15 protein-coding genes are annotated in these 20041 nt (G+C 37.2%); 10 read left to right on the top strand and 5 right to left on the bottom strand.

Annotated features, from left to right (window positions below):
- The first annotated feature begins 46 nt into the window (after positions 1–46).
- From CIN_RS08330 to CIN_RS08345, 4 genes are all read left to right on the top strand, one after another.
- The gene (locus tag CIN_RS08330; protein ID WP_008854640.1) at positions 47–640 is read left to right on the top strand and encodes a DUF3828 domain-containing protein; all 594 of its coding nucleotides are present in this window, start codon (positions 47–49) and stop codon (positions 638–640) included.
- A 344-nt stretch (positions 641–984) separates the two neighbouring features.
- Positions 985–2622: an NAD(P)-binding protein gene (locus CIN_RS08335; RefSeq protein WP_008854641.1), complete on the top strand. Its 1638-nt coding sequence runs from the start codon at positions 985–987 to the stop codon at positions 2620–2622.
- A gap of 2 nt (positions 2623–2624) precedes the next feature.
- Complete coding sequence (gene nifJ, locus CIN_RS08340; protein ID WP_008854642.1) at positions 2625–6233, top strand: pyruvate:ferredoxin (flavodoxin) oxidoreductase; 3609 nt, start codon at positions 2625–2627, stop codon at positions 6231–6233.
- 3 nt (positions 6234–6236) lie between these two features.
- A complete protein-coding gene (locus CIN_RS08345) occupies positions 6237–7247 on the top strand; it encodes a dihydroorotate dehydrogenase-like protein (protein WP_008854643.1) in 1011 nt (336 codons plus the stop codon).
- A gap of 327 nt (positions 7248–7574) precedes the next feature.
- On the opposite strand, the gene CIN_RS08350 is transcribed toward CIN_RS08345, so the two are convergent.
- Positions 7575–8021: a methylated-DNA--[protein]-cysteine S-methyltransferase gene (locus CIN_RS08350; RefSeq protein WP_008854644.1), complete on the bottom strand. Its 447-nt coding sequence runs from the start codon at positions 8019–8021 to the stop codon at positions 7575–7577.
- 174 nt (positions 8022–8195) lie between these two features.
- On the bottom strand, positions 8196–8498 hold the full coding sequence (locus CIN_RS08355; protein ID WP_008854645.1) for a hypothetical protein: 303 nt from the start codon (positions 8496–8498) through the stop codon (positions 8196–8198).
- A gap of 705 nt (positions 8499–9203) precedes the next feature.
- Here CIN_RS08355 and mnmE point away from each other — a divergent pair.
- Genes mnmE through CIN_RS08380 form a run of 5 tightly spaced genes read left to right on the top strand, consistent with a single transcriptional unit; the run spans position 9204 to position 14773 of the window.
- On the top strand, positions 9204–10532 hold the full coding sequence (mnmE, locus tag CIN_RS08360; RefSeq protein ID WP_008854646.1) for a tRNA uridine-5-carboxymethylaminomethyl(34) synthesis GTPase MnmE: 1329 nt from the start codon (positions 9204–9206) through the stop codon (positions 10530–10532).
- Between the two features lie 38 nt (positions 10533–10570).
- Positions 10571–12463 carry a tRNA uridine-5-carboxymethylaminomethyl(34) synthesis enzyme MnmG gene (gene mnmG / locus CIN_RS08365; protein ID WP_008854647.1) on the top strand — a complete coding sequence of 631 codons (1893 nt, stop codon included), beginning with the start codon at positions 10571–10573 and terminating at the stop codon, positions 12461–12463.
- Entirely contained in the window at positions 12447–13061 is a 615-nt protein-coding gene (gene rsmG, locus CIN_RS08370; protein ID WP_050798403.1) for a 16S rRNA (guanine(527)-N(7))-methyltransferase RsmG, read from the top strand. Before mnmG ends, rsmG begins: the two co-directional genes overlap by 17 nt.
- 4 nt (positions 13062–13065) lie before the next feature.
- Positions 13066–13854, top strand: a complete 789-nt coding sequence (locus CIN_RS08375) for a ParA family protein (RefSeq protein WP_008854649.1) — start codon at positions 13066–13068, stop codon at positions 13852–13854.
- A gap of 22 nt (positions 13855–13876) precedes the next feature.
- Positions 13877–14773, top strand: coding sequence for a ParB/RepB/Spo0J family partition protein (locus CIN_RS08380; RefSeq protein WP_008854650.1), 897 nt, complete (start codon positions 13877–13879; stop codon positions 14771–14773).
- 61 nt (positions 14774–14834) lie between these two features.
- Here the strand turns inward: CIN_RS08380 and CIN_RS08385 are convergent, their stop codons facing one another.
- Both CIN_RS08385 and CIN_RS08390 read right to left on the bottom strand, forming a co-directional pair.
- The gene (locus CIN_RS08385; protein WP_008854651.1) at positions 14835–16508 is read right to left on the bottom strand and encodes an alginate export family protein; all 1674 of its coding nucleotides are present in this window, start codon (positions 16506–16508) and stop codon (positions 14835–14837) included.
- 229 nt (positions 16509–16737) lie between these two features.
- Positions 16738–18420 (bottom strand): alginate export family protein, encoded by a 1683-nt coding sequence (locus CIN_RS08390; RefSeq protein WP_008854652.1) that lies wholly within the window; start codon positions 18418–18420, stop codon positions 16738–16740.
- Between the two features lie 211 nt (positions 18421–18631).
- Here CIN_RS08390 and CIN_RS08395 point away from each other — a divergent pair, with 211 nt between their 5' ends.
- Positions 18632–19378, top strand: a complete 747-nt coding sequence (locus tag CIN_RS08395; protein ID WP_040364220.1) for a HesA/MoeB/ThiF family protein — start codon at positions 18632–18634, stop codon at positions 19376–19378.
- On the opposite strand, the gene CIN_RS08400 is transcribed toward CIN_RS08395, so the two are convergent.
- Positions 19379–20041 carry a response regulator gene (locus CIN_RS08400; protein WP_008854654.1) on the bottom strand — a complete coding sequence of 221 codons (663 nt, stop codon included), beginning with the start codon at positions 20039–20041 and terminating at the stop codon, positions 19379–19381.

A 20041-nucleotide genomic window follows, 5' to 3' on the forward strand; every position in this document is an offset into this window, starting at 1 on the left:
ATCTCTTCTTTTTAGGTTATATCATCCATCTTAGGGATTGTTTAAAATGCGAATAAATCATCTTCAGTTTATTAAAAAATATGGATGGATCATTCCGTTTGTAGGGTTAGCGTTTACCTTTCATCATCCTGCCTACGCACAAGCAACACCAACAGAAACAATCCAAAAGATTTATTCGTTTTATCAGCCTCAATCAGATAACGATGCAAATGATATCGGTTTTGATCGAACCAGTTCTCAAAGTAGTCAGTTTTTCTCTCCAGATTTTTTAAGAGTTATTAAAGAAGATGATAAACTTACATCTGCTCAAGGTGATGCTAGTATCATAGATTATGACTTTCTTTGTAATTGCCAAGATACAATGGATGGGATTATTGTTCGAAATATTCAAGTCCTACAACAAACGCAACACACTGCAAAGGTCGAAGTCTCTTTTGATTTTATTATCAATGGCAGTGATAGTTTTCAAAAAGATGATCCTTTTTCAACCGATCATCCTGGGCAACAACATATTTATTTCAATTTAATTAACTTACATCATCATTGGTTAATTGATGATGTAACAGATGCTAATAATGTAGGAATAAAAAAAGATTGGAAAGAAGAGCTTCATAAATTTTACAATAGCTCTATTCAATAGTTGTTTAGCTTATTAAGTAAAAAAATAACTTTTTATAATAACAGTAAATCAAAACAATTATTCATACTCAATTTCTTTTAAATGAGTTAGATGGCCATAGCTTACAACATAACTTTTATTCGTTTTTATTTATCTAAATTCAAAATAAATAATATTAACTAAACAACTTCATAAAATTAGTCTTAATATTGATATTAAGACTATAAAGTTGTTTCTTATCAGCGTTTACCGATCATTTGAATATAAAATAAATAACAATATTTCTAATAAAATGAATTGAAATTTAAAGGTAATGAACGGATAATAATTTACGTGATGAAATGTTTATTCACCACATATCTATAATGGAGTTGAATATGATTAAACGTCCGCATGATATGAGTGGAGTTGTGGATTTAATGCGTCCACAAACAACTGGTTCTGAACGTAAAAGCCATCCGATTTATGTAGATTTATTGCCCCCATGCAATGAGGCTTGTCCAGCCGGTGAAAATATACAGGCTTGGTTAGCCTATGCACAATCTGGTGATTACTATGAGGCTTGGCTTGAATTAACTAAAAATAATCCTTTTCCTGCTATTCATGGACGGGTTTGTTATCACCCTTGTGAAACCGCTTGTAACAGAGCAGAACTCAATAGTTCAGTTAGTATACATGCTGTTGAACGCTTTCTTGGTGATAAAGCATTAGATGAAAACTGGCAGTTTAAAAAAACAGTTGAAGCATCAGGTAAACGCATCATGATTATTGGTGCTGGGCCTAGTGGACTTTCAGCAGCTTATCATTTAGCTATGGCAGGGCACGAAGTCGAAATTTTTGAGGCTGGTCCAGTGTCTGGAGGAATGCTTCATTTTGGTATTCCTGCTTATCGTTTGCCTCGTGATATTTTACAAAAAGAAGTTGATCGATTAATTAACATTGGTGTGAAGATACATCTTAATCATAAAGTAAGTGATGTCTTAACAGAGAAAAAAAATGGCAAATTTGATGCTGTTTATTTAGCAATTGGCGCTCAAGCAGGTAGTCACGTAGATATTCCTGCACGTGATTCTGCTAAGATATTAAATGCTGTTGATTTATTAAAGAAAACAGGTGTTGGTGAAAAACCATTATTAGGCCGTAAAGTCGTGATTTATGGTGGTGGTAATACGGCAATGGACTCTGCTAGAACAGCAAAAAGATTAGGTGCTGATGATGCAATTATTGTGTATCGCCGTGATCAAAGCCATATGCCTGCACACCAATTTGAAGTTGAAGAAGCTTTAGAAGAAGGTGTTAAAATTAAGTGGTTATCTACCATTAAAAATATGGATGGTACGAATATCACGATTGAAAAAGTCACTTTAAATGATGAAGGCAGACCTGTTCCAACAGGTGAATTTGAAACGTTATCTGCTGATTCTCTTGTTCTTGCAGTTGGACAAACAACAGAAACAGATTTTTTACATGGCATAGACGGTATTGAGTTTAAAAAAGATGGTACTGTTATTGTAGATGCGCATATGCAAACAGGATGTGCTGGCATTTTCGCAGGTGGTGATATGGTGCCTGCAGATAGAACCGTCACCACTGCGGTGGGACATGGTAAGAAAGCTGCACATTATATTAATGCATGGCTAAGAAATACGTTATATCAAGCTCCTGAAAAACATAGAGTTGTTAATTATGGAGATATGAATTTACCGATTTATTCTGATGCTATCAAATCTAAGCAAGCAGGCCTTCCGCTGTCTGCCAGAGAAGATTTTAATGAGATTATTGAAGGCCTAACCGAGCAAAAAGCTCAATATGAAGCAAAACGCTGTTTATCTTGTGGTAACTGTTATGAGTGCGATAACTGTTATGCAGCGTGTCCTGAAGGTGCCATTTCAAAAGTAGGCATTGGTTTGGGTTATGATGTCGATTTAAATAAATGTACTGGTTGTGCCGCTTGTTATGAGCAATGTCCATGTCATGCCATTGATATGCAAGGTGAGGTTTAGTGATGAGTAAAAGAACAATAATCGATGGAAATACAGCAGCAGCGGACGTTGCCTATCGTTTAAATGAAGTCTGTGCGATCTTTCCTATTACGCCTTCCTCAACGATGGCAGAATTGGTTGACGAATGGGCAGCACAAGCTAAAACAAATATTTGGGGAAATATTCCTCACGTTCAAGAAATGCAAAGTGAAGGTGGTGCTGCTGGGGCAGTGCACGGTGCTTTACAATCTGGATCATTAACAACGACATTTACCGCTTCTCAAGGGTTAATGTTGATGTTACCAAATATGTATAAAATCGCAGGTGAGTTAACATCAACCGTTTTCCATGTTGCTGCACGTGCGTTGGCAACCTCTGCTTTATCTATTTTTGGTGACCATTCTGACGTGATGGCAGCCAGAACAACAGGCTTTGCATTGTTCAGTTCTGGTAATGTACAAGAGGCTCACGATGCTGCATTACTTTCACAAGTTGCAACCTTAAAATCACGTGTACCTTTTTTACATTTCTTTGATGGGTTTAGAACGTCTCATGAGTTAAATACCCTTGAGATTTTGGATGACTCTGTATTAAGAACAATGATTGATGATGATCTTGTTTATGCGCATCGTGCTCGTGCTTTAAATCCTGAAAATCCATTTATTCGTGGAACTGCACATAACCCCGATACATTCTTCCAAGCTCGTGAAGCGGTTAATCCTTACTATGAAAAAGTGCCTGATATTTTACAAGAGGCAATGAATGAGTTCGCACGTTTAACAGGCCGTCAGTATAAAATTTTTGACTATTATGGTGCAAAAGACCCTGAAAAAGTTCTAATTCTAATGGGTGCGGGTGCAAAAACCGCTATTCAAGCTGCTAAATTATTAGAAGCAAAAGGCGAGAAAGTAGGGGTTATTCAAGTTCGATTGTTCCGTCCTTTTTCTGTCGACTATTTATTAGATATTTTACCAAAAACTGTTAAAAAAATTGCTGTTCTAGAACAACATAAAGAAGTTGGTTCTAGTGGTGAGCCTCTTTATCAAGATATTATTGTGGCAATGGCGCAAGCGATTACGAGTAAAAAAATATCAGAAATGCCAGTGATTATTGGTGGTCGATATGGTCTATCCAATAAAGATTTTACACCAGCAATGGCAATGGCTGTCTATGCTGAACTTGATAAAGAACATCCTCGTAATAGCTTTACTGTAGGGATTAATGACGATGTTAGCCATACAAGTTTAACATTTGATCGCACATTAAATCCTGAATCCAGCAAAGTTACAAAAGCAGTTTTCTTTGGATTGGGTGCTGATGGAACAGTTGGTGCGAACAAAAATAGTGTGAAAATCATTGGTGAAGATGCAGGGCTATATGCTCAAGGCTTCTTCGTTTATGATTCACATAAATCAGGTGCTCAAACGATCTCTCATCTACGCTTTGGGCCAGATCCTATTGATGCTCCGTATTTAATTGAACATGCAGATTTTGTTGCTTGTCATAAATTCGAATTCTTAGAACGGCAAGATATTTTAAAACTTGCTTCTCATGATTCTGTCTTTTTGCTAAATGCACCTTATGATGCCAGCGAAGTATGGGATAAATTATCCAAAGAAGCACAAGAACAGATCATTGAAAAACGAATTAAGTTTTATGTTATCAATGCAACGGCAGTAGCAAAAGAACTTGGTTTAGGATTTAGGGTTAATACCATTTTACAAACCTGTTTTTTCTCTATTTCTGGTGTATTGGATAAAGACCAAGCAATTAAAAGTATTAAAGCACATATTCAAAAAAGTTATGGCCGTAAAGGTGAACATGTTGTTCAACAAAACTATGCCGCTGTTGATGGTGCGTTGAAATATTTACAACAAGTTGCAGTTCCTGCAAAAGCAACCAGTGTCATTGAAAAAATGCCATTAGTGCCAGCAAATTCTCCTGAATTTATCCAAAAAGTAACGGCAAAAATGTTTGCTGCTGAAGGTGATAGTATTCCAGTCAGTGAAGTCCCTGCGGATGGAACATTCCCGAGTGGTACTTGTGCTTTAGAAAAACGTAATGTGTCTGATGTTATTCCTGAATGGCGTTCTGACCTTTGTATTCAATGTGGACAATGTAGCTTTGTTTGCCCTCATGCTGTTATTCGCTCTCGTTACTACAATGAAAAAGACGCTGAAAATGCGCCTGAAGGTTTCCAATCCGTTCCTGTAAATGCTAGAGGCTATCCTGAAAGTAAATTTACTCTACAGATTTATATCGAAGATTGCACAGGATGTAATCTTTGTGTTGAGGCTTGCCCAGCATATAGTCCAATTGAATCAGAAACAAAAGCACTGAATATGATCGATAAAGCCGATATTTTTGAACGGGAAAAAGAGAATATTAAATTCTTTGAAACACTTCCTGTCAATAATCGTGCTTATATTGACTTTTCTAACGTTCGTGGCGTGCAATTTTTACAACCTTTATTCGAATTCCCAGGCGCTTGTGCAGGGTGTGGTGAAACACCTTATTTAAGACTATTAAGTCAACTATTTGGTGATCGTATGCAGGTTGCGAATGCCACAGGGTGTTCATCCATTTATGGTGGTAATTTACCGGTTACTCCATGGGCAAAAAATCATGAAGGACGCGGACCTGCATGGTCTAACTCATTATTCGAAGATAATGCTGAATTTGGTTTGGGTTATCGATTGGCTGCAGATAATCAATTAGAATTAGCTGTTAAACAACTTGATGCCTTAAAAGATGTTGCAGATGCTGCATTAATTGATGAAATCATTCATGCACCTCAAGAGCAAGAATCAGAAATTCGTGAGCAAAGAGAACGTATTGCTGCACTAAAAGTCAAACTGCTTCCTTTAAAAGATAAAGATATCCGTGTTCAAAATATGTTATCTTTGATTGATCATCTGGTTCGTCGTAGTATTTGGATTATTGGCGGTGATGGTTGGGCTTATGATATTGGTTATGGTGGTTTAGACCATGTATTAGCAACTGGCAAAAATGTTAATATTTTAGTCTTGGATACAGAGGTTTATTCAAACACAGGTGGACAAGCTTCCAAAGCAACACCAATGGCAGCAATTGCTAAATTTGCGACGGGTGGTAAACATACACCTCGTAAAGATTTGGCATTACAAGCCATTGCTTACGGTAATGTTTATGTTGCACAAGTTGCAATGGGTGCAAACCCACAACAAACGTTGCAAGCTTTTAGAGAAGCAGAAAACTATGATGGTCCTTCGATTATCCTAGCTTATAGTCATTGTATTGCTCATGGTATTGATATGACCAAAGGAATGCAACAACAGCACTTTGCTACAGAAACAGGATATTGGCCTCTTTTTAGATTTGATCCAAGAATGCGGACTTATGGAAAAAATCCTTTCCGTCTAGATTCAAATAAACCAAGTATGCCTCTTTCAAAATATGCGTATAACGAAATTCGATATAAAGCATTATTAAAAAGTAATCCAAAAGAAGCAGAACATTTAATGCATATGGCTCAAAATTGGGTCAATGAACGTTATAGAGCTTATGAAGATCTAGCAGCAAGAGATGGTAGTCGTTTTCAACCAGATCCATTTGAGTCTGGTATTGCGAATAAAGAAAGTATTGGAGGATAGATAATGAGTCATAAAATAGACTTAACCAGTCAATATTTGGGGTTGACCTTAAGAAGTCCTATCATTGCTTCAGCATCTCCTATGAATACAGATTTGGATTATTTAAAAGCGCTTGATAAAGCTGGTATAGGAGCTATAGTGTTACCTTCGCTTTTTCAAGAGCAGATAGATCATGCTTTTGAAGAAATAGATTCACTTCAACAGTATAACTCTCCAGAAGCAAGCCAATATCTTCCAGTTAATAATATGGTTTCTGGTCCTTATGGAGTGGGACCGGATGCTTATCTTGAACTGATATCACAAGCAAAAAAAACTGTTTCTGTACCTGTTATTGCAAGTTTAAATGGATATACGAATACAGCTTGGATAGAGTATGCAAAACTTATGCAAGAAGCTGGTGCTGATGCGTTAGAACTAAATATTTTTTCTGTGCCTACAGATATTAATATTTCTGGCCAACAAGTTGAAGATAATTATATTAATATCGTAACAAATATTCGAAAATATGTAGATATTCCTTTAGCTGTAAAGTTATGTCCATATTTTTCAGCCATTGGATCTCTTGCACAACGTTTCATTGACGCTGGTGCAAATGGATTGGTTTTATTTAATCGAATAATGTCACCAGATATTGATATTCATAATCTTGATATTACCTCTCGTTATAGTCTGAGTACGGCAAGCGAAGGGTTAATTGCACTACAATGGATTGGATTACTCGCACGTCGTGTGAATGCCTCTCTAGCAGCATCAACTGGGGTGGATGATTATCAGCAAGTGATTAAATACTTACTTGCAGGGGCTGATACAGTGATGACAACTAGTGCTTTATTACGAAATGGTCCAGGATATGTAGAAACATTACGTGAAGGTGTTTGTGATTGGTTGAAAGCACGCCAACAAAAAGATCTAAAATTAATGCGTGGCCAAATGAGCTGGCAAAAATTAAAAAATAACCAAGCTTATGAACGTAGTCATTACATTAAACTCGTAGGATCTTTTCTTTCTAAATAAATCAATATTTAATCATTAGATATTGATTTTAAATATTAATATAAGAACATAAGGTATATTATTAACGAATATCTTGTGTTCTTATAAGATTAACCTGTGATGGTATTTCTTATTCTTTGTTTTTTATAATGAGGCATATAGGTATGAATATGGAAGATGTTATTACAAATACTGTTGATGGTAAGTAACAGTTATTCATATTTTAAGTGTGTTTTTTGAAATTAAAAGAGATTGCTTGAGTATATTAATATATTAAAGAAATTTTTTGATGGCGAGGCTTATTAGAAGATTTATTTAATACTCAAGCATACGTTATGTTATTATTGTTTATCTAAATAATTTTTCCATATTTAGTAGATATTCTTTTGTTTCAATACCTTCTCCACCAGAGTAGCCTCCTAAATCACTTTTTCCAATCACTCGATGGCAAGGAATAATAAGTGGAATTGGGTTTGCTCCATTCGCTCCACCAATAGATCTGGGGCTTCCTCCCACAATTTGTGCAAGCTCTTGATAGGATCGTGTTTCTCCAAAAGGAATAGTTTGCAATGCTTTCCAGACCTTTAATTGGTATGCAGTGCCAAAGGGACGAATAGGGAGGTTAAATTGTTTTAATTGGCCATCAAAATAAGCATCAAATTGTTTTTTTGCTTCTTGTAATAGAGGTGTTTCTTCTTGGATACTGCCCCAACCCCAATCTACAGAAACGATAAAGCCTTCATCTTCGGCGATACTGAGCTCACCAACGGGGGAGTGGAAAGATATTTGTGACATAAGAATAACTTTGTTTAGGATAAAAAGGTTAGAGTCCTTATAATATATAAATAATGAAAATAAAGAATGTTTTTATGTTGATAAAATGAATTTTAGATAAAAATAAAGACTATATCTATAGTTTAGATATAGTCTTTATTGAAATTATGCGTAATTAGTAGTGAGAACTACTAATTATTTTGAAGCAACAAGTGCACTGTTAGCTTTAGATACACCAACAATATCAGAAATACCTTGGATCATATCGTTAACAGCCGTTGGGATAAGTTTAGGGTTGGTGATAGAATCAATAATAGTACCGATTCCTGTACCTAACTCTGTTGCAGGTCCAACAGCTGATTGTGCAGGAGCATAGCCATAAGTTCTTTGAAAAGATTGGTTAACTACGTTACCAATTGTAGCCCCTAAGTTCCCAAAAACTGTTGCTGCTGAACCGCCAGATATTTCTTCTACTTCATTTTGTAATAAGTTACGCATATTATTTTTCCTTATAATGATTTAATTTAATTATTTTTGTTTTTTTATTAAATTAAATATCTTGTTCTAATTTTAATTAAATCTAATGTATATTTTGATTTTATATGTTTTGATTTGTATTAAATCTTAATATTAGGCATTCTATTTTCTAGAAGCTAGATACAACCTAAGCTCGATATTGCAATGAGTCAAACCTTATATTGCCAGTACACGTTTTGTTTAACAAATAATTTGCAGTTGTTAATAAATTTTGTTTTTTCTTCCGTGTAGGTTTTTCTAAAAGAGTCTATGCTACAATTATTTAGACTATCTCTATCCTTTAGATATGTATAGTAAGTGGAAAATAGACTAATAATTTGGATTGTTTTGTGATTTTAATATTAAGTTATTGAATATATTTATTTCTTAAAATTGTTTTGTTGTTCATAGATTGTTATTTTAATATATCAAGAATGTTTGTTTGTTGTAAGCAAAATGATACAAGGGGGATAGTTCGATAATTAAATTAAGTGCTGTGTGAATTAGAAATTATGTTGTAAAGATAAAATCGTATATCGTTTTTTCTCTAAATTTAAATAAATTCTTGTTAAATGAATAAAAATACATAAATACTCTGGATAAGCACTTTCTTTTTGGTTAAAGAAAGATCTATGATGTAATAAAGAATTACAGTTGTTAAACTAGTTTATCGTTAAGCGATCTTCCATGAATATATTATCTTCTTCTACCTCAACAATTTTTGCATTGGCTACGGCGGCAGGTCGTGGAGCTGTTGCTATTATGCGCATCAGTGGTCCATTGACGTTGCAGATTTTAGAGCAGCTTTGTAATACGGTGCCTAAGGCAAGGCAGGCCTCTGTTCGACAATTATGGAGAAGAGGTGAGCAAGATGAGTTGTTAGATCAAGCGCTTGTTATTTGGTTTCCTGGACCTAAGAGTTATACAGGTGAAGATAGTGCAGAATTACATTTGCATGCTGGCCCAGCGGTTATTGATGCTGTTGCAGATGTATTGGCTTTTTATGGGGCTCGTCCTGCTCAGGCTGGTGAGTTTACCAAACGTGCTTTTGTAAATGGTCAGGTTGATTTGTTGCAAGCAGAAGGAATTTCTGACCTTGTTGAAGCTGAAACACAGGCTCAAAGACGGCAGGCGCTTGAACAGACAGAGGGTGGTTTAAGTGTTGTTTATCAAGGATGGGCACAAAAATTACGCGAAGTATTAGCCTTTCAAGAAGCATTAATTGATTTTCCAGATGAAGATTTGCCTGAAGAGGTTGAGGAGAATTTAAAAAATACAATTCAAACGTTACATCAAGAAATGAAAGAGCATTTGAATGATGCTGGTCGTGGTGAGCGTTTGCGTCGAGGGTTAGTCTTTGCCATTTTAGGAGCTCCAAATGCAGGGAAGTCTAGTCTCTTAAATTTATTGGCGGATCGTGACGCTGCGATTGTAACAGAGCAAGCAGGAACAACACGTGATGCAATTGAAGTCAGAGTGGTATTAGGGGACGTTCCTGTAACTTTGGTTGATACGGCAGGGTTGCGTGAAACAGAAGATTTGATTGAAGCTGAAGGTATTCGTCGTGCTCAAAAAATAGGGCGCGAGGCAGATTGTGTATTATGTTTAACGGATGCTTCTGTTGATGTTTGGGAACCAGAAGTTGAATGTGATTTTTGGATTAGAACGAAAAAAGATTTAAATGTTTCACGTGAAACATTGGATCGAAAAAGTAACGAAACACTGTTTGTTAGTGTTAAAACCGGTGATGGGATTGACCATTTAAAACAAGTGTTGGCTGAGAAAGCAAGTTTTTTAACAACTCGACAAGGCCCGCCTCCGTTAACTCGGGTACGTCATCGTTTGGGGATAGAAGAATGTGTTCAACATTTGGAAGAGGCACAGCGATTGGACTGGCCAGAGTTAAGAGGTGAAGAGTTGCGTCTTGCGATGCAAAGTTTGGGTAGATTAACTGGCACGATTGGTGTAGAGGATTTGTTGGATACAATTTTTAGTCAATTCTGTATTGGGAAATAAGGGTTGATTAATAAAATGATAAGAATGAGAAAAAGATAATGGTTAATGAAAAATATGATGTCATTGTTGTTGGTGGAGGGCATGCAGGCAGTGAAGCTGCTGCGGCTTCTGCACGTATGGGGGCAAAAACATTATTGTTAACGCATTATCAGCATACGGTTGGTACAATGTCTTGCAATCCAGCAATTGGTGGTATTGGTAAAGGGCATTTGGTGCGTGAAATTGATGCAATGGATGGCATCATGGCGCAAGCAGCTGATCGGGCAGGAATTCATTTTAAATTATTAAATCGCTCTAAAGGGCCGGCTGTACATGGACCTCGTGCGCAAGCGGATCGTATTTTGTATCGTCAAGCAATACAGGATCTATTGGCAGCTACTCCTAATTTAACAATTATTGAGGGGGCTGTTGCTGATCTTCGCGTTGGGCCTGGAAATTGTATCGAAGGAGTTGTCTGTGAAGACGGTCGTGAATTCGCCTCTGGTGCCGTTGTCTTAACAACAGGAACCTTTTTGCGCGGTGTTATTCATATTGGTGAGAAGAGTAGTCCAGCAGGGCGTGTGGGTGAGGCACCAGCAACGTTACTGGGTGCTCGTTTAGAAGCGTTAGGACTGAGAATGGGGCGCTTAAAAACAGGGACGCCGCCTCGTTTATTAAGAACCAGTATTGATATGGAAAGTCTTGCTGAAGATAAAGGGGATGAAGAACCTGAATTTTTTAGTCGGTTTACTTCCAAAGCATATAATCCAATGGTCTCTTGTCGTATTACAGCGACAACGCCAGAAACACATCAAATTATCCAAGATAATATTCATCGCTCAGCAATGTATGGTGGGTCAATTACAGGCAAAGGCCCGCGTTATTGTCCATCCATTGAAGATAAAATTGTGCGTTTTGCTGGACGTGATCGTCATCAACTATTCTTGGAACCCGAAGCGCTTCCGAACCATGAGGGTGGAGATCTCATTTATCCAAATGGAATCTCTACAAGTTTAGCTGAAGAGATTCAAGAAAGAATGGTTCATTCTATTCCTGGATTAGAAAAAGCAGTGATCGTTCGTCCTGGATATGCGGTTGAGTATGATTTTATTGATCCACGTTCTTTAAATCCTACATTAGAACTTCCAGTCTTTCCAGGGTTGTTTCTGGCGGGACAGATTAATGGAACTACAGGATATGAGGAAGCAGCCGCACAAGGGTTGCTGGCTGGATTAAATGCAGCGTTGCATGTAGGTGGATCAGATAAGATTACTATTGATCGTAGCCAAGGATATATTGGGGTAATGATTGATGATTTGACCACTCAAGGGGTGACAGAGCCTTATCGTATGTTTACGTCTCGTGCAGAGTATCGTTTAACGTTGCGTGCGGATAATGCCGATGTACGTTTGACACCTTTAGGTGAAAAATTGGGTTGTGTGGGTAAGGAACGTTTGGCACTCTACCGTCAAGATCAAGCATATATTCAAAATGCTGTTGAACGTGCGAAAGAAGAGAAGTTCTTACCTAAAACTTTATTACAACAAGGGTTGAATATCTCATCTGATGGACGTTGGCGTTCTTTCTTTGAAGTCCTTTCCTTGATGCCATCACAAGAATCTGTATCTCAATTAGCACCTTGGTTTGTAGAGCTTCCTAAAAATATTCAAGAGTATGTGCGTACCGAAGCGCGTTATGATGGGTATTTGGTTAGACAGGCCAGAGAAATTCGTCAGTTAGATCAGGAGGCAAAAATTACATTTCCTGCTGATTTGGATTATAAACAAATTGGTGGGTTAAGTCGTGAAATGCAAGAACGTTTGGAAGCAGTAAGACCTGTTAGTTTTAGCGCTGCACAGCGTATTCCTGGAGTAACGCCTTCTGCATTAATGGCGATTTTAGCACATATTCGCAGCTTGGATGGGGTGTCAAAGCATGCCGTTAAAGAGTGAAGAAACTAATTTGTTAGAGAATGTTTCACGTGAAACAAAAGAGAAGTTAGATATCTATGTTTCTCTGTTACAGCAATGGAATGCAAAGATTAATCTTGTTTCAAAGCAAACGATAGATCAAATTTGGGAACGTCATATTCTGGATAGCTTACAGCTTGCAAGTCTGATTAATCCATCTGTCAACTCTATTGCAGACTTTGGGTCTGGTGGAGGATTTCCTGGTTTGGTATTGGCTATTGTTACGGGATTACCAATAACGCTTATTGAATCTGATTTGCGTAAAACTGTATTTTTGCGAGAAGTTGCACGACAAACGCAATCGAACGTTAATATTTTATGTAAACGTATTGAACAGGTAGATATTCCTCCTGTGGATTTGATTACAGCAAGAGCTTTGGCTTCTTTAGAAATATTATTTTCTTTTTCTGAAAATAGGTTAAAAGAGACAGGATATTGTTTGTTCTTAAAAGGACGACAGGTCGATGATGAGATTGCAGAAGCACAGCAAAATTGGGAATTTGACTATCAGAAAATTCCTAGCAAGACGAGCCCTGATGGGGTGATTATAAAAATCAATCAATTTAGACATATTGTATAAGAGCATGACCGAGAAAAATGTAAAACAAAAGACACCTCGTATCTTGGCGATTGCCAATCAAAAAGGTGGGGTTGGTAAAACTACAACGGCGATTAATCTAGCCACAGCATTGGCAGAAAAGAAAAAGGTCTTGTTGATTGATTTAGACTCTCAAGGGAATAGTTCAACAGCATTAGGTGTGGATTATAATGACCGTGCTGTGGGGACGTATAATCTGTTAATTGATGGTGCAGTGAGTGAAGGGATGATCAAAGATGGGATTGTTCCAAATCTTTCTTTAATTACCGCTGATGGTAATCTGGCTGGTGCAGAGCTAGAGTTGATTGATGTTGAGGAGCGTGAATTTCGCTTAAAGAATGCGTTGGGAACGCTGCCTCAACACTATGATTATATCTTAATTGATTGTCCACCTAGTTTAGGCATGTTAACGTTGAATGCATTAGTAGCAGCAACAGGCGTGATTGTTCCTTTACAATGTGAATTTTTAGCATTGGAAGGGATCAGTCATTTGGTAAAAACAGTAACCAGAATACAGAAATCTTTAAATCCAGCGTTGGATATTAGAGCGATTGTTTTAACCATGTATGATAAACGAAATAAACTTTCTGAGTTGGTTGCTGAAGATACCAAAGCATTTTTTGGTGATAAAGTTTGTAAAACGGTTATTCCTAGAAATATTCGTATTTCAGAGGCTCAGAGTTATGGTAAGCCTATTATGCTATATGATCGTAAGTCTGCAGGGGCAGTGGCTTATATGAATCTTGCAAAAGAATTAACACGTCGTTTCCAGTAGTAGGGTAAAGGTAATCGTCATTATGGCTATCAAAAAAGGACAAGAAAAAGCACGTTTAGGAAGAGGCTTGGCTGCTTTATTGGGGAATGCTGTTGAAGATGATGTGAAGCCTTCTAATCATTCTAATCAGACGAATTCATCAATGTCTTTACTGAACTTGCCGATAGAGTTTGTAGAGCCAGGTCCTTTCCAGCCACGTCAAGTCATGATGCCAGAAGCTTTGCAAGAGTTAGCAGATTCTATTAAGCATCATGGTATTTTGCAGCCATTATTGGTTCGTGAGAAGCCTGGGCATCAAGGTTACTATCAAATTATTGCTGGTGAACGTCGTTGGCGTGCTGCGCAATTAGCAACTGTTCATGAAGTGCCTGTTCGTGTTTGTCAGCTTAGTGATAGTGACGCAATGGCTGCGGCGTTGGTTGAGAACTTACAACGTGCAGATTTAAATATTGTTGAAGAGGCAGAGGGTTTTTCTCGTCTATTAGAAGAGTTTGAATTAACACAAGATGAACTTGCTTCAGCAGTAGGAAAGTCTCGTCCTCATATTGCGAATACTATTCGTTTATTACAATTGCCCGAAGAGGTGCGTCTTTACTTGAAAGAGGGGAAGATAACGGCAGGTCATGCACGGGCATTGTTAATGCATCCAGATCCAGTTGCTGGGGCAAAAGAAGTGATTCAAAAGGGGTTAACAGTTCGTCAAACCGAAGAGTTAGTAAAAAGAGATCAAGAAAAAAAGCCAAAGCAGCCAGCTGAGGCTGAACCCTTAGAGGCAGAAATTAAATTATTAGAAAAAGATTTGCGTGGGAAATTAGGGTTGAATGTTCAAATTCAATTTGATGGAAAAGGTGGATCTGTTCGAATTTTTTATAAATCTTTAGAGCAATTTGATGAGATTTTAGGGGTTCTTAAAAAATAGCACCAAAAAAAGTCAGTATCGTTTTATATACTGACTTTTTTATTAAAGTTGCATTAGATATTTAAAATCTAAAAGTGAGTCTTTCCAAAACAAACGCACTATCTTTTGCTCCAGCGTTTTTGATAGAGCTGGATCCAATAAATCCTGCAACGCTGGTAGATATTACAAGGTGAGGGATGATTTCATAGCCCAGAGAGAATTGAGGAAGTGATCCGATATAACCACCTGAATAATTGTCTCTTAGAGGATATGTTAGTCCTACACCATAAACGGTATCATTTGTATTTGCGCGCCAAATAAAAGGCGCATGTAAAACCATCAATATATCTGGTCTGGGAATATAAGTAATTAAAGGACCTGTGCTAACACTATTGGAAGTCGTTAAGTACAAGGTCATATCTAGATCAGTAGTTGGGAAATACGGGACAGCAAAGTTTCTGACCGCACCTGTTGTTTTTTTATAATTGCCTCCAGAAGAGTAATCACTTTTTAAACCAACAGTAAGGCTTCCACCGACATTTTTGAAGGTATGAGAGATGAGAGAGCTAAAAAGGAAAGCTCTGACTGGGCGTGTATTTCCGTTATTTGCAGGTCTAAACACACCACCTTGATAGACCCCAGTAAAGTCAATATTAATGGTGCCGACATTCCCACTGATACGCCCACCAATATTATCCCTTCTAGTAGATCCTTTTTGCATGGCAGCAATTTGTCTGGTTGGAATAGAAGCGGTTGTGCCGTTAAATAAATAGCCAATGAAAAAAGCATCTAGAAAGAGTTGGCTTTTTTTACCTAAGGCATAAAAACTTGGTAGAGCTAAACTGGAATAGGCCCCGTAAAGACGCGCATTATAATTGGGGCCATAAGTAAAGACTTTTTGGTCATTGTGTTCATCTGTTTGCCAAAGATCAAATAGATCTATCCTAAAGCGTTTCCAGATTGAATATCCTCTAAAGCCATCCCAGCTTTGACGTATGTTGGCCAGTTCACGAGGCGATTGCATTGCTGCAGGTGCATCAACAAAGAATTGTCTGCCGCCAATAACCCCCATTTTCGCACCAAGCATTTCGTTTTTAAGCTCTAAAAATCCTTGTTGTAGATTTAATCGACTTCTTTGAGTCCCTGTCTGATATCCAAATTGACGAATGCCACCAGCAACAGCATTAATTAATTCAACATAGGCACGAACATGGCTTCCAACATGAAGATCTGCCCCATAGATACTACGCAGAAGAAAACGGTGACTATTTTTTTTGTTTTGATAACCCATATAGGCATGGCTATCAAAGATATATTGAAAGCGTTCAGCTCCATTAAGGCTAAGCCAAATATTTCCAGAATCATTTAAAGGGATGTATTTGAGGCGATTAAACCAATCTTTATTTTTGTCTGGGTCATTGCATAGCCCACTCCAGTCTTCTGCCCAACGTGCTTGAGCATAAGGAGCATTTGGACCAAAAGCAAACCATGAATAATTTCCTACGGGTCCAAAGCCACTATTATTTGTAAAAACGCCATAGTTTGTTTGACGGCTTCGTCCATATTTTCCAGCAGCTGTGACAATGCCTTTACATTTCTTATCAAGTGCTATTTGTGTTGGTGTCGTTGTATCAGAGGTTGATAATTTCTGTTGTGTATCTGCATATGAAATTGTTGATGAAAGAGCTAAAAAAACAAAAGAAAAAGAACTTAATTGGCATAATTTTTTATAAGAATTTTGTTTCGTTTTATGCATAGCAGATGATTACCTTTAATTCACAATAGGGTGACCCAATAAAGGTATTTTATCTGCCTTTTGTATGGTTAAATATCAAAAAACGTTTCTTTTTAGACATTATTAATGGATTGGATAATAAAGTCACAGTTTTATGAGTGATGATTTAGATTATTCATGTTGGATATAAAAAAGGTCAGTATTTTCTAAAATACTGACCCGATGAGGTTAGAATGAAACTAATAATATTTTAAAATCTGAAATCCAGACTTTCCATGACAAATGCACTATTTTGTGCGCCAGCTCTTTTTAAGGAGTTCGAGGCAATGAACCCAGCGATATCATTGGTTAGAACAAGATGCGGTGCGATTTCATAAGCAAATGTAAATTGTGGAACACTTCCGATAAAGCCACCAGAATAGTTGTCTCTTAAAGGATAAGTAAACCCAGTTCCATAAATGGTATCATTTGTGCTGGCACGCCATAAAAATGGAGCATGTAGTTTAAGAAGTGATTTTTTTGTAGGATTATAGGTAATTAAAGGGCCAGTACTGACACTGTTGGAAGTGGTGAGATATAAAGTCATATCTAAATAATTTGCTTGAGGGAAGTAAGGTACAGCAAAATTTCTGACGGCGCCTTTAGTTTTGTTATAATTTCCACCTGATGCATAATCACTTTGTAGGCCGACCACGAGTTTCCCGGGAACATTTGGAACAGCATAAGAGATTATACTATTAAATGCATAGGCTCTGACTGGACGAGAATCACCATTATTGGCAGGACGGAACTGACCGCCTTGATAAATTCCTGTTAGGTCAAAATTGATAACTCCAAGATTCCCGCTGACACGTCCACCAATATTATCTCTTCTGGTAGAGCCTTTTTCCCAGCCACCAATTTTGGCTGTTGGAATAGCGGATGGGCCACCACGGCTGTTATATAAATATCCAAGAAAGAAAGCATCAACAAAGATTTGGCTTTTTTTACCAAGGGCATAGAAACTTGGAAGGGCTAAGCTAGAATATGCACCATAAAGACGTGCGTTATAATTAGGACCATAGGTAAAAGCAGTTCTATCATTATGTAGATCTGTTTGCCAAAGATCAAACAGATCTACACGGAAGCGTTTCCAAAATGCATATCCTCTGAACCCATCCCAGCTTTGACGAACGTTGGTTAATTCACGCGGGGATATCATGGATGGTGGGCCATCGATAAAGAATTGACGCCCTCCCATAACACCCATCTTAGCACCAAGCATATTGGCTTTAAGTTCTAAGAAACCTTGTTGTAGGTTTATTCTGCTGCGTTGGTAACCTGTTTGATATCCAAACTGTCGAACACCGCCAGCGGCACCATTGATAAGCTCTACATAAGCTCTGACATGGCTGCCAGCATGTAAATCTGCACCATATTGGCTACGTAGTAAGAAACGGCTAGAATCTTTTTTATTCGCGAATCCCATATAGGGACGACTATCAAAGACATAGCGTAAGCGTTCGTTACCATTTAGGCTGAGCCAGATAGAGCCAGAGTCATTGAGTTTTATATATTTAAGCTTGTTAAACCAATCTTTATTTTTATCAGGATCATTACATAATCCACTCCAATCTTCTACCCAACGTGCTTGTGCATATGGAGCTCCCTGACCAAAAGCGAACCATGAATAATTACCTACAGGGCCAAAACCATTGTTGGTATTAAAAACTCCATAATTTGTAGAGCGACTGCGTCCATATTTCCCATTTGCTGTAACAATATTTTTACAGCTATCATTAATAGTTTTGCTATCATCAGAAGTAGTCGTTTCTGATACACTTGTAGAGGTTGCAGCATAAGTAAGGGTAGGCAAAAAGCTAATAAATGTAAAAGATAGTAATAAATTGGTTGTTTTTAATGTCTTTGAAAGAAATATTTGGTGATGATTCATGATATAACATCGCTTTTTAAAATATATTTAACGCGTCCTATCATATATTTCTTTATTTATATTTCTATTGGTAAGAAGTGCAGAAATGCTGGTTCTGGTGGATAGAGAAGAAGTATACTTTTGAATAATACTTACTACCCATTTTGATAGTAGATTATAGAGTAGAAAGAGATTATAGTTATCGTTTACTCTTTAATTCTATAGAATAGATATGGATGATTCTCAGTTAATACGATATAGTCGACATATATTGCTGCCTCAGATTGATTTGCTGGGGCAAGAGAAAATTTTGAAGAGTAAAATGCTCATTATTGGTTGTGGAGGGCTAGGGTGTGCAGTCGCGCCTTTATTAGCTGCCGCTGGTGTTGGACAGTTGACTTGCGTTGATGATGATAAGGTTGATTTATCTAATCTACAAAGGCAAACACATTATGTGCATAGTGATATTGGCTTATTTAAAGCTCAAGCAATGCAAGATTTTATACACAAACAAAATCCAGAAGTGCAAGTTCGTGCGATTACAGAGCGTTTAGGATTGCAAGCACTGATTTTATTATGCAAAGAGCATGATGTGGTGATAGATTGCAGTGATAATTTATTGACTCGACAACAAGTTAATCAGGCGGCTTTTATAAGTAAAACACCATTGGTTTTTGGTTCTGCACTTCGTTTTGAAGGGCAGCTAAGTGTTTTTGACGCACGAGATCCTATTGCACCATGCTATGCTTGTTTGTTTGATGGCGATGATAATGGGCAGGATAGTTGTTCTTTTTTAGGTGTCTTTGCACCTTTAGTTAGTATTATTGGCTCCATGCAGGCAGCAGAGGCACTAAAAATCATTTTGAATATTGGGGCTTTACTCAAAGGAAAATTATTACATTATAATGCCTTGAATACACAGTTTTACACTGTTGAATTCGACCGTAACCCTCATTGTAAGATATGTGGACAGCATTAGTTATATTTTATTAAATCCATGCTCAAGAGCAAAAACAGCAGCTTGGACACGGCTATGAATATTTAATTTTCTTAAAATATTTTGTACATGTAATTTAATAGTGCTTTCGGATAAATTAAAGAAACGTGCGATTTCCTTATTACTTACCCCTTTAGTCAACCATGCTAGAATTTCTTTTTCTCTAGGCGTCAGTGTTTCATAAAGTTTATAAGGTTCATCATCCTGATGCTTCGCGGATTTAAACTGACCAATGAGCTTTGTTGTCATTTCTGGTGATAAAACATTATCTCCCTCGAGGGTTTTGCGAATACTATTAAGCAGAAAGTCTGTATCAATATTTTTTAATAGATACCCTTTTGCTCCAATTTTCATACACTCTAATAAATCATCGTCATCTTCGGAAACGGTTAAGATCAGAACATTTAATTTAGGGTCAGCATTAAGTAGTTGCTGTAATGTTTCTTTGCCTGCCATTACAGGCATGTCTAAATCTAACAAAATAACATCTGGATGTAATGCATTCGCTAGCTTTACCCCTTGCAAACCGTCTTGTGCTTCCCCAATGATTTCAAAATCCTTTTCAGTTTCTAATAAAAATTTGAGTCCAGAACGAAATAAGGCATGATCATCAATTAATAAAATCTTAATAGTAGAATTTGTCAT

It is taken from the genome of Commensalibacter intestini A911 (assembly GCF_000231445.1).
Classification (GTDB): domain Bacteria; phylum Pseudomonadota; class Alphaproteobacteria; order Acetobacterales; family Acetobacteraceae; genus Commensalibacter; species Commensalibacter intestini.

Excerpts from the sequence above, each read along its gene's own strand:
- CIN_RS08330 (WP_008854640.1), top strand. The coding sequence starts at position 47 with ATGCGAATAAATCATCTTCAGTTTATTAAAAAATATGGATGGATCATT.
- CIN_RS08335 (WP_008854641.1), top strand. The coding sequence starts at position 985 with ATGGAGTTGAATATGATTAAACGTCCGCATGATATGAGTGGAGTTGTG.
- nifJ (WP_008854642.1), top strand. The coding sequence starts at position 2,625 with ATGAGTAAAAGAACAATAATCGATGGAAATACAGCAGCAGCGGACGTT.
- CIN_RS08345 (WP_008854643.1), top strand. The coding sequence starts at position 6,237 with ATGAGTCATAAAATAGACTTAACCAGTCAATATTTGGGGTTGACCTTA.
- CIN_RS08350 (WP_008854644.1), bottom strand. The coding sequence starts at position 8,021 with ATGTCACAAATATCTTTCCACTCCCCCGTTGGTGAGCTCAGTATCGCC.
- CIN_RS08355 (WP_008854645.1), bottom strand. The coding sequence starts at position 8,498 with ATGCGTAACTTATTACAAAATGAAGTAGAAGAAATATCTGGCGGTTCA.
- mnmE (WP_008854646.1), top strand. The coding sequence starts at position 9,204 with ATGAATATATTATCTTCTTCTACCTCAACAATTTTTGCATTGGCTACG.
- mnmG (WP_008854647.1), top strand. The coding sequence starts at position 10,571 with ATGGTTAATGAAAAATATGATGTCATTGTTGTTGGTGGAGGGCATGCA.
- rsmG (WP_050798403.1), top strand. The coding sequence starts at position 12,447 with ATGCCGTTAAAGAGTGAAGAAACTAATTTGTTAGAGAATGTTTCACGT.
- CIN_RS08375 (WP_008854649.1), top strand. The coding sequence starts at position 13,066 with ATGACCGAGAAAAATGTAAAACAAAAGACACCTCGTATCTTGGCGATT.
- CIN_RS08380 (WP_008854650.1), top strand. The coding sequence starts at position 13,877 with ATGGCTATCAAAAAAGGACAAGAAAAAGCACGTTTAGGAAGAGGCTTG.
- CIN_RS08385 (WP_008854651.1), bottom strand. The coding sequence starts at position 16,508 with ATGCATAAAACGAAACAAAATTCTTATAAAAAATTATGCCAATTAAGT.
- CIN_RS08390 (WP_008854652.1), bottom strand. The coding sequence starts at position 18,420 with ATGAATCATCACCAAATATTTCTTTCAAAGACATTAAAAACAACCAAT.
- CIN_RS08395 (WP_040364220.1), top strand. The coding sequence starts at position 18,632 with ATGGATGATTCTCAGTTAATACGATATAGTCGACATATATTGCTGCCT.
- CIN_RS08400 (WP_008854654.1), bottom strand. The coding sequence starts at position 20,041 with ATGACAAATTCTACTATTAAGATTTTATTAATTGATGATCATGCCTTA.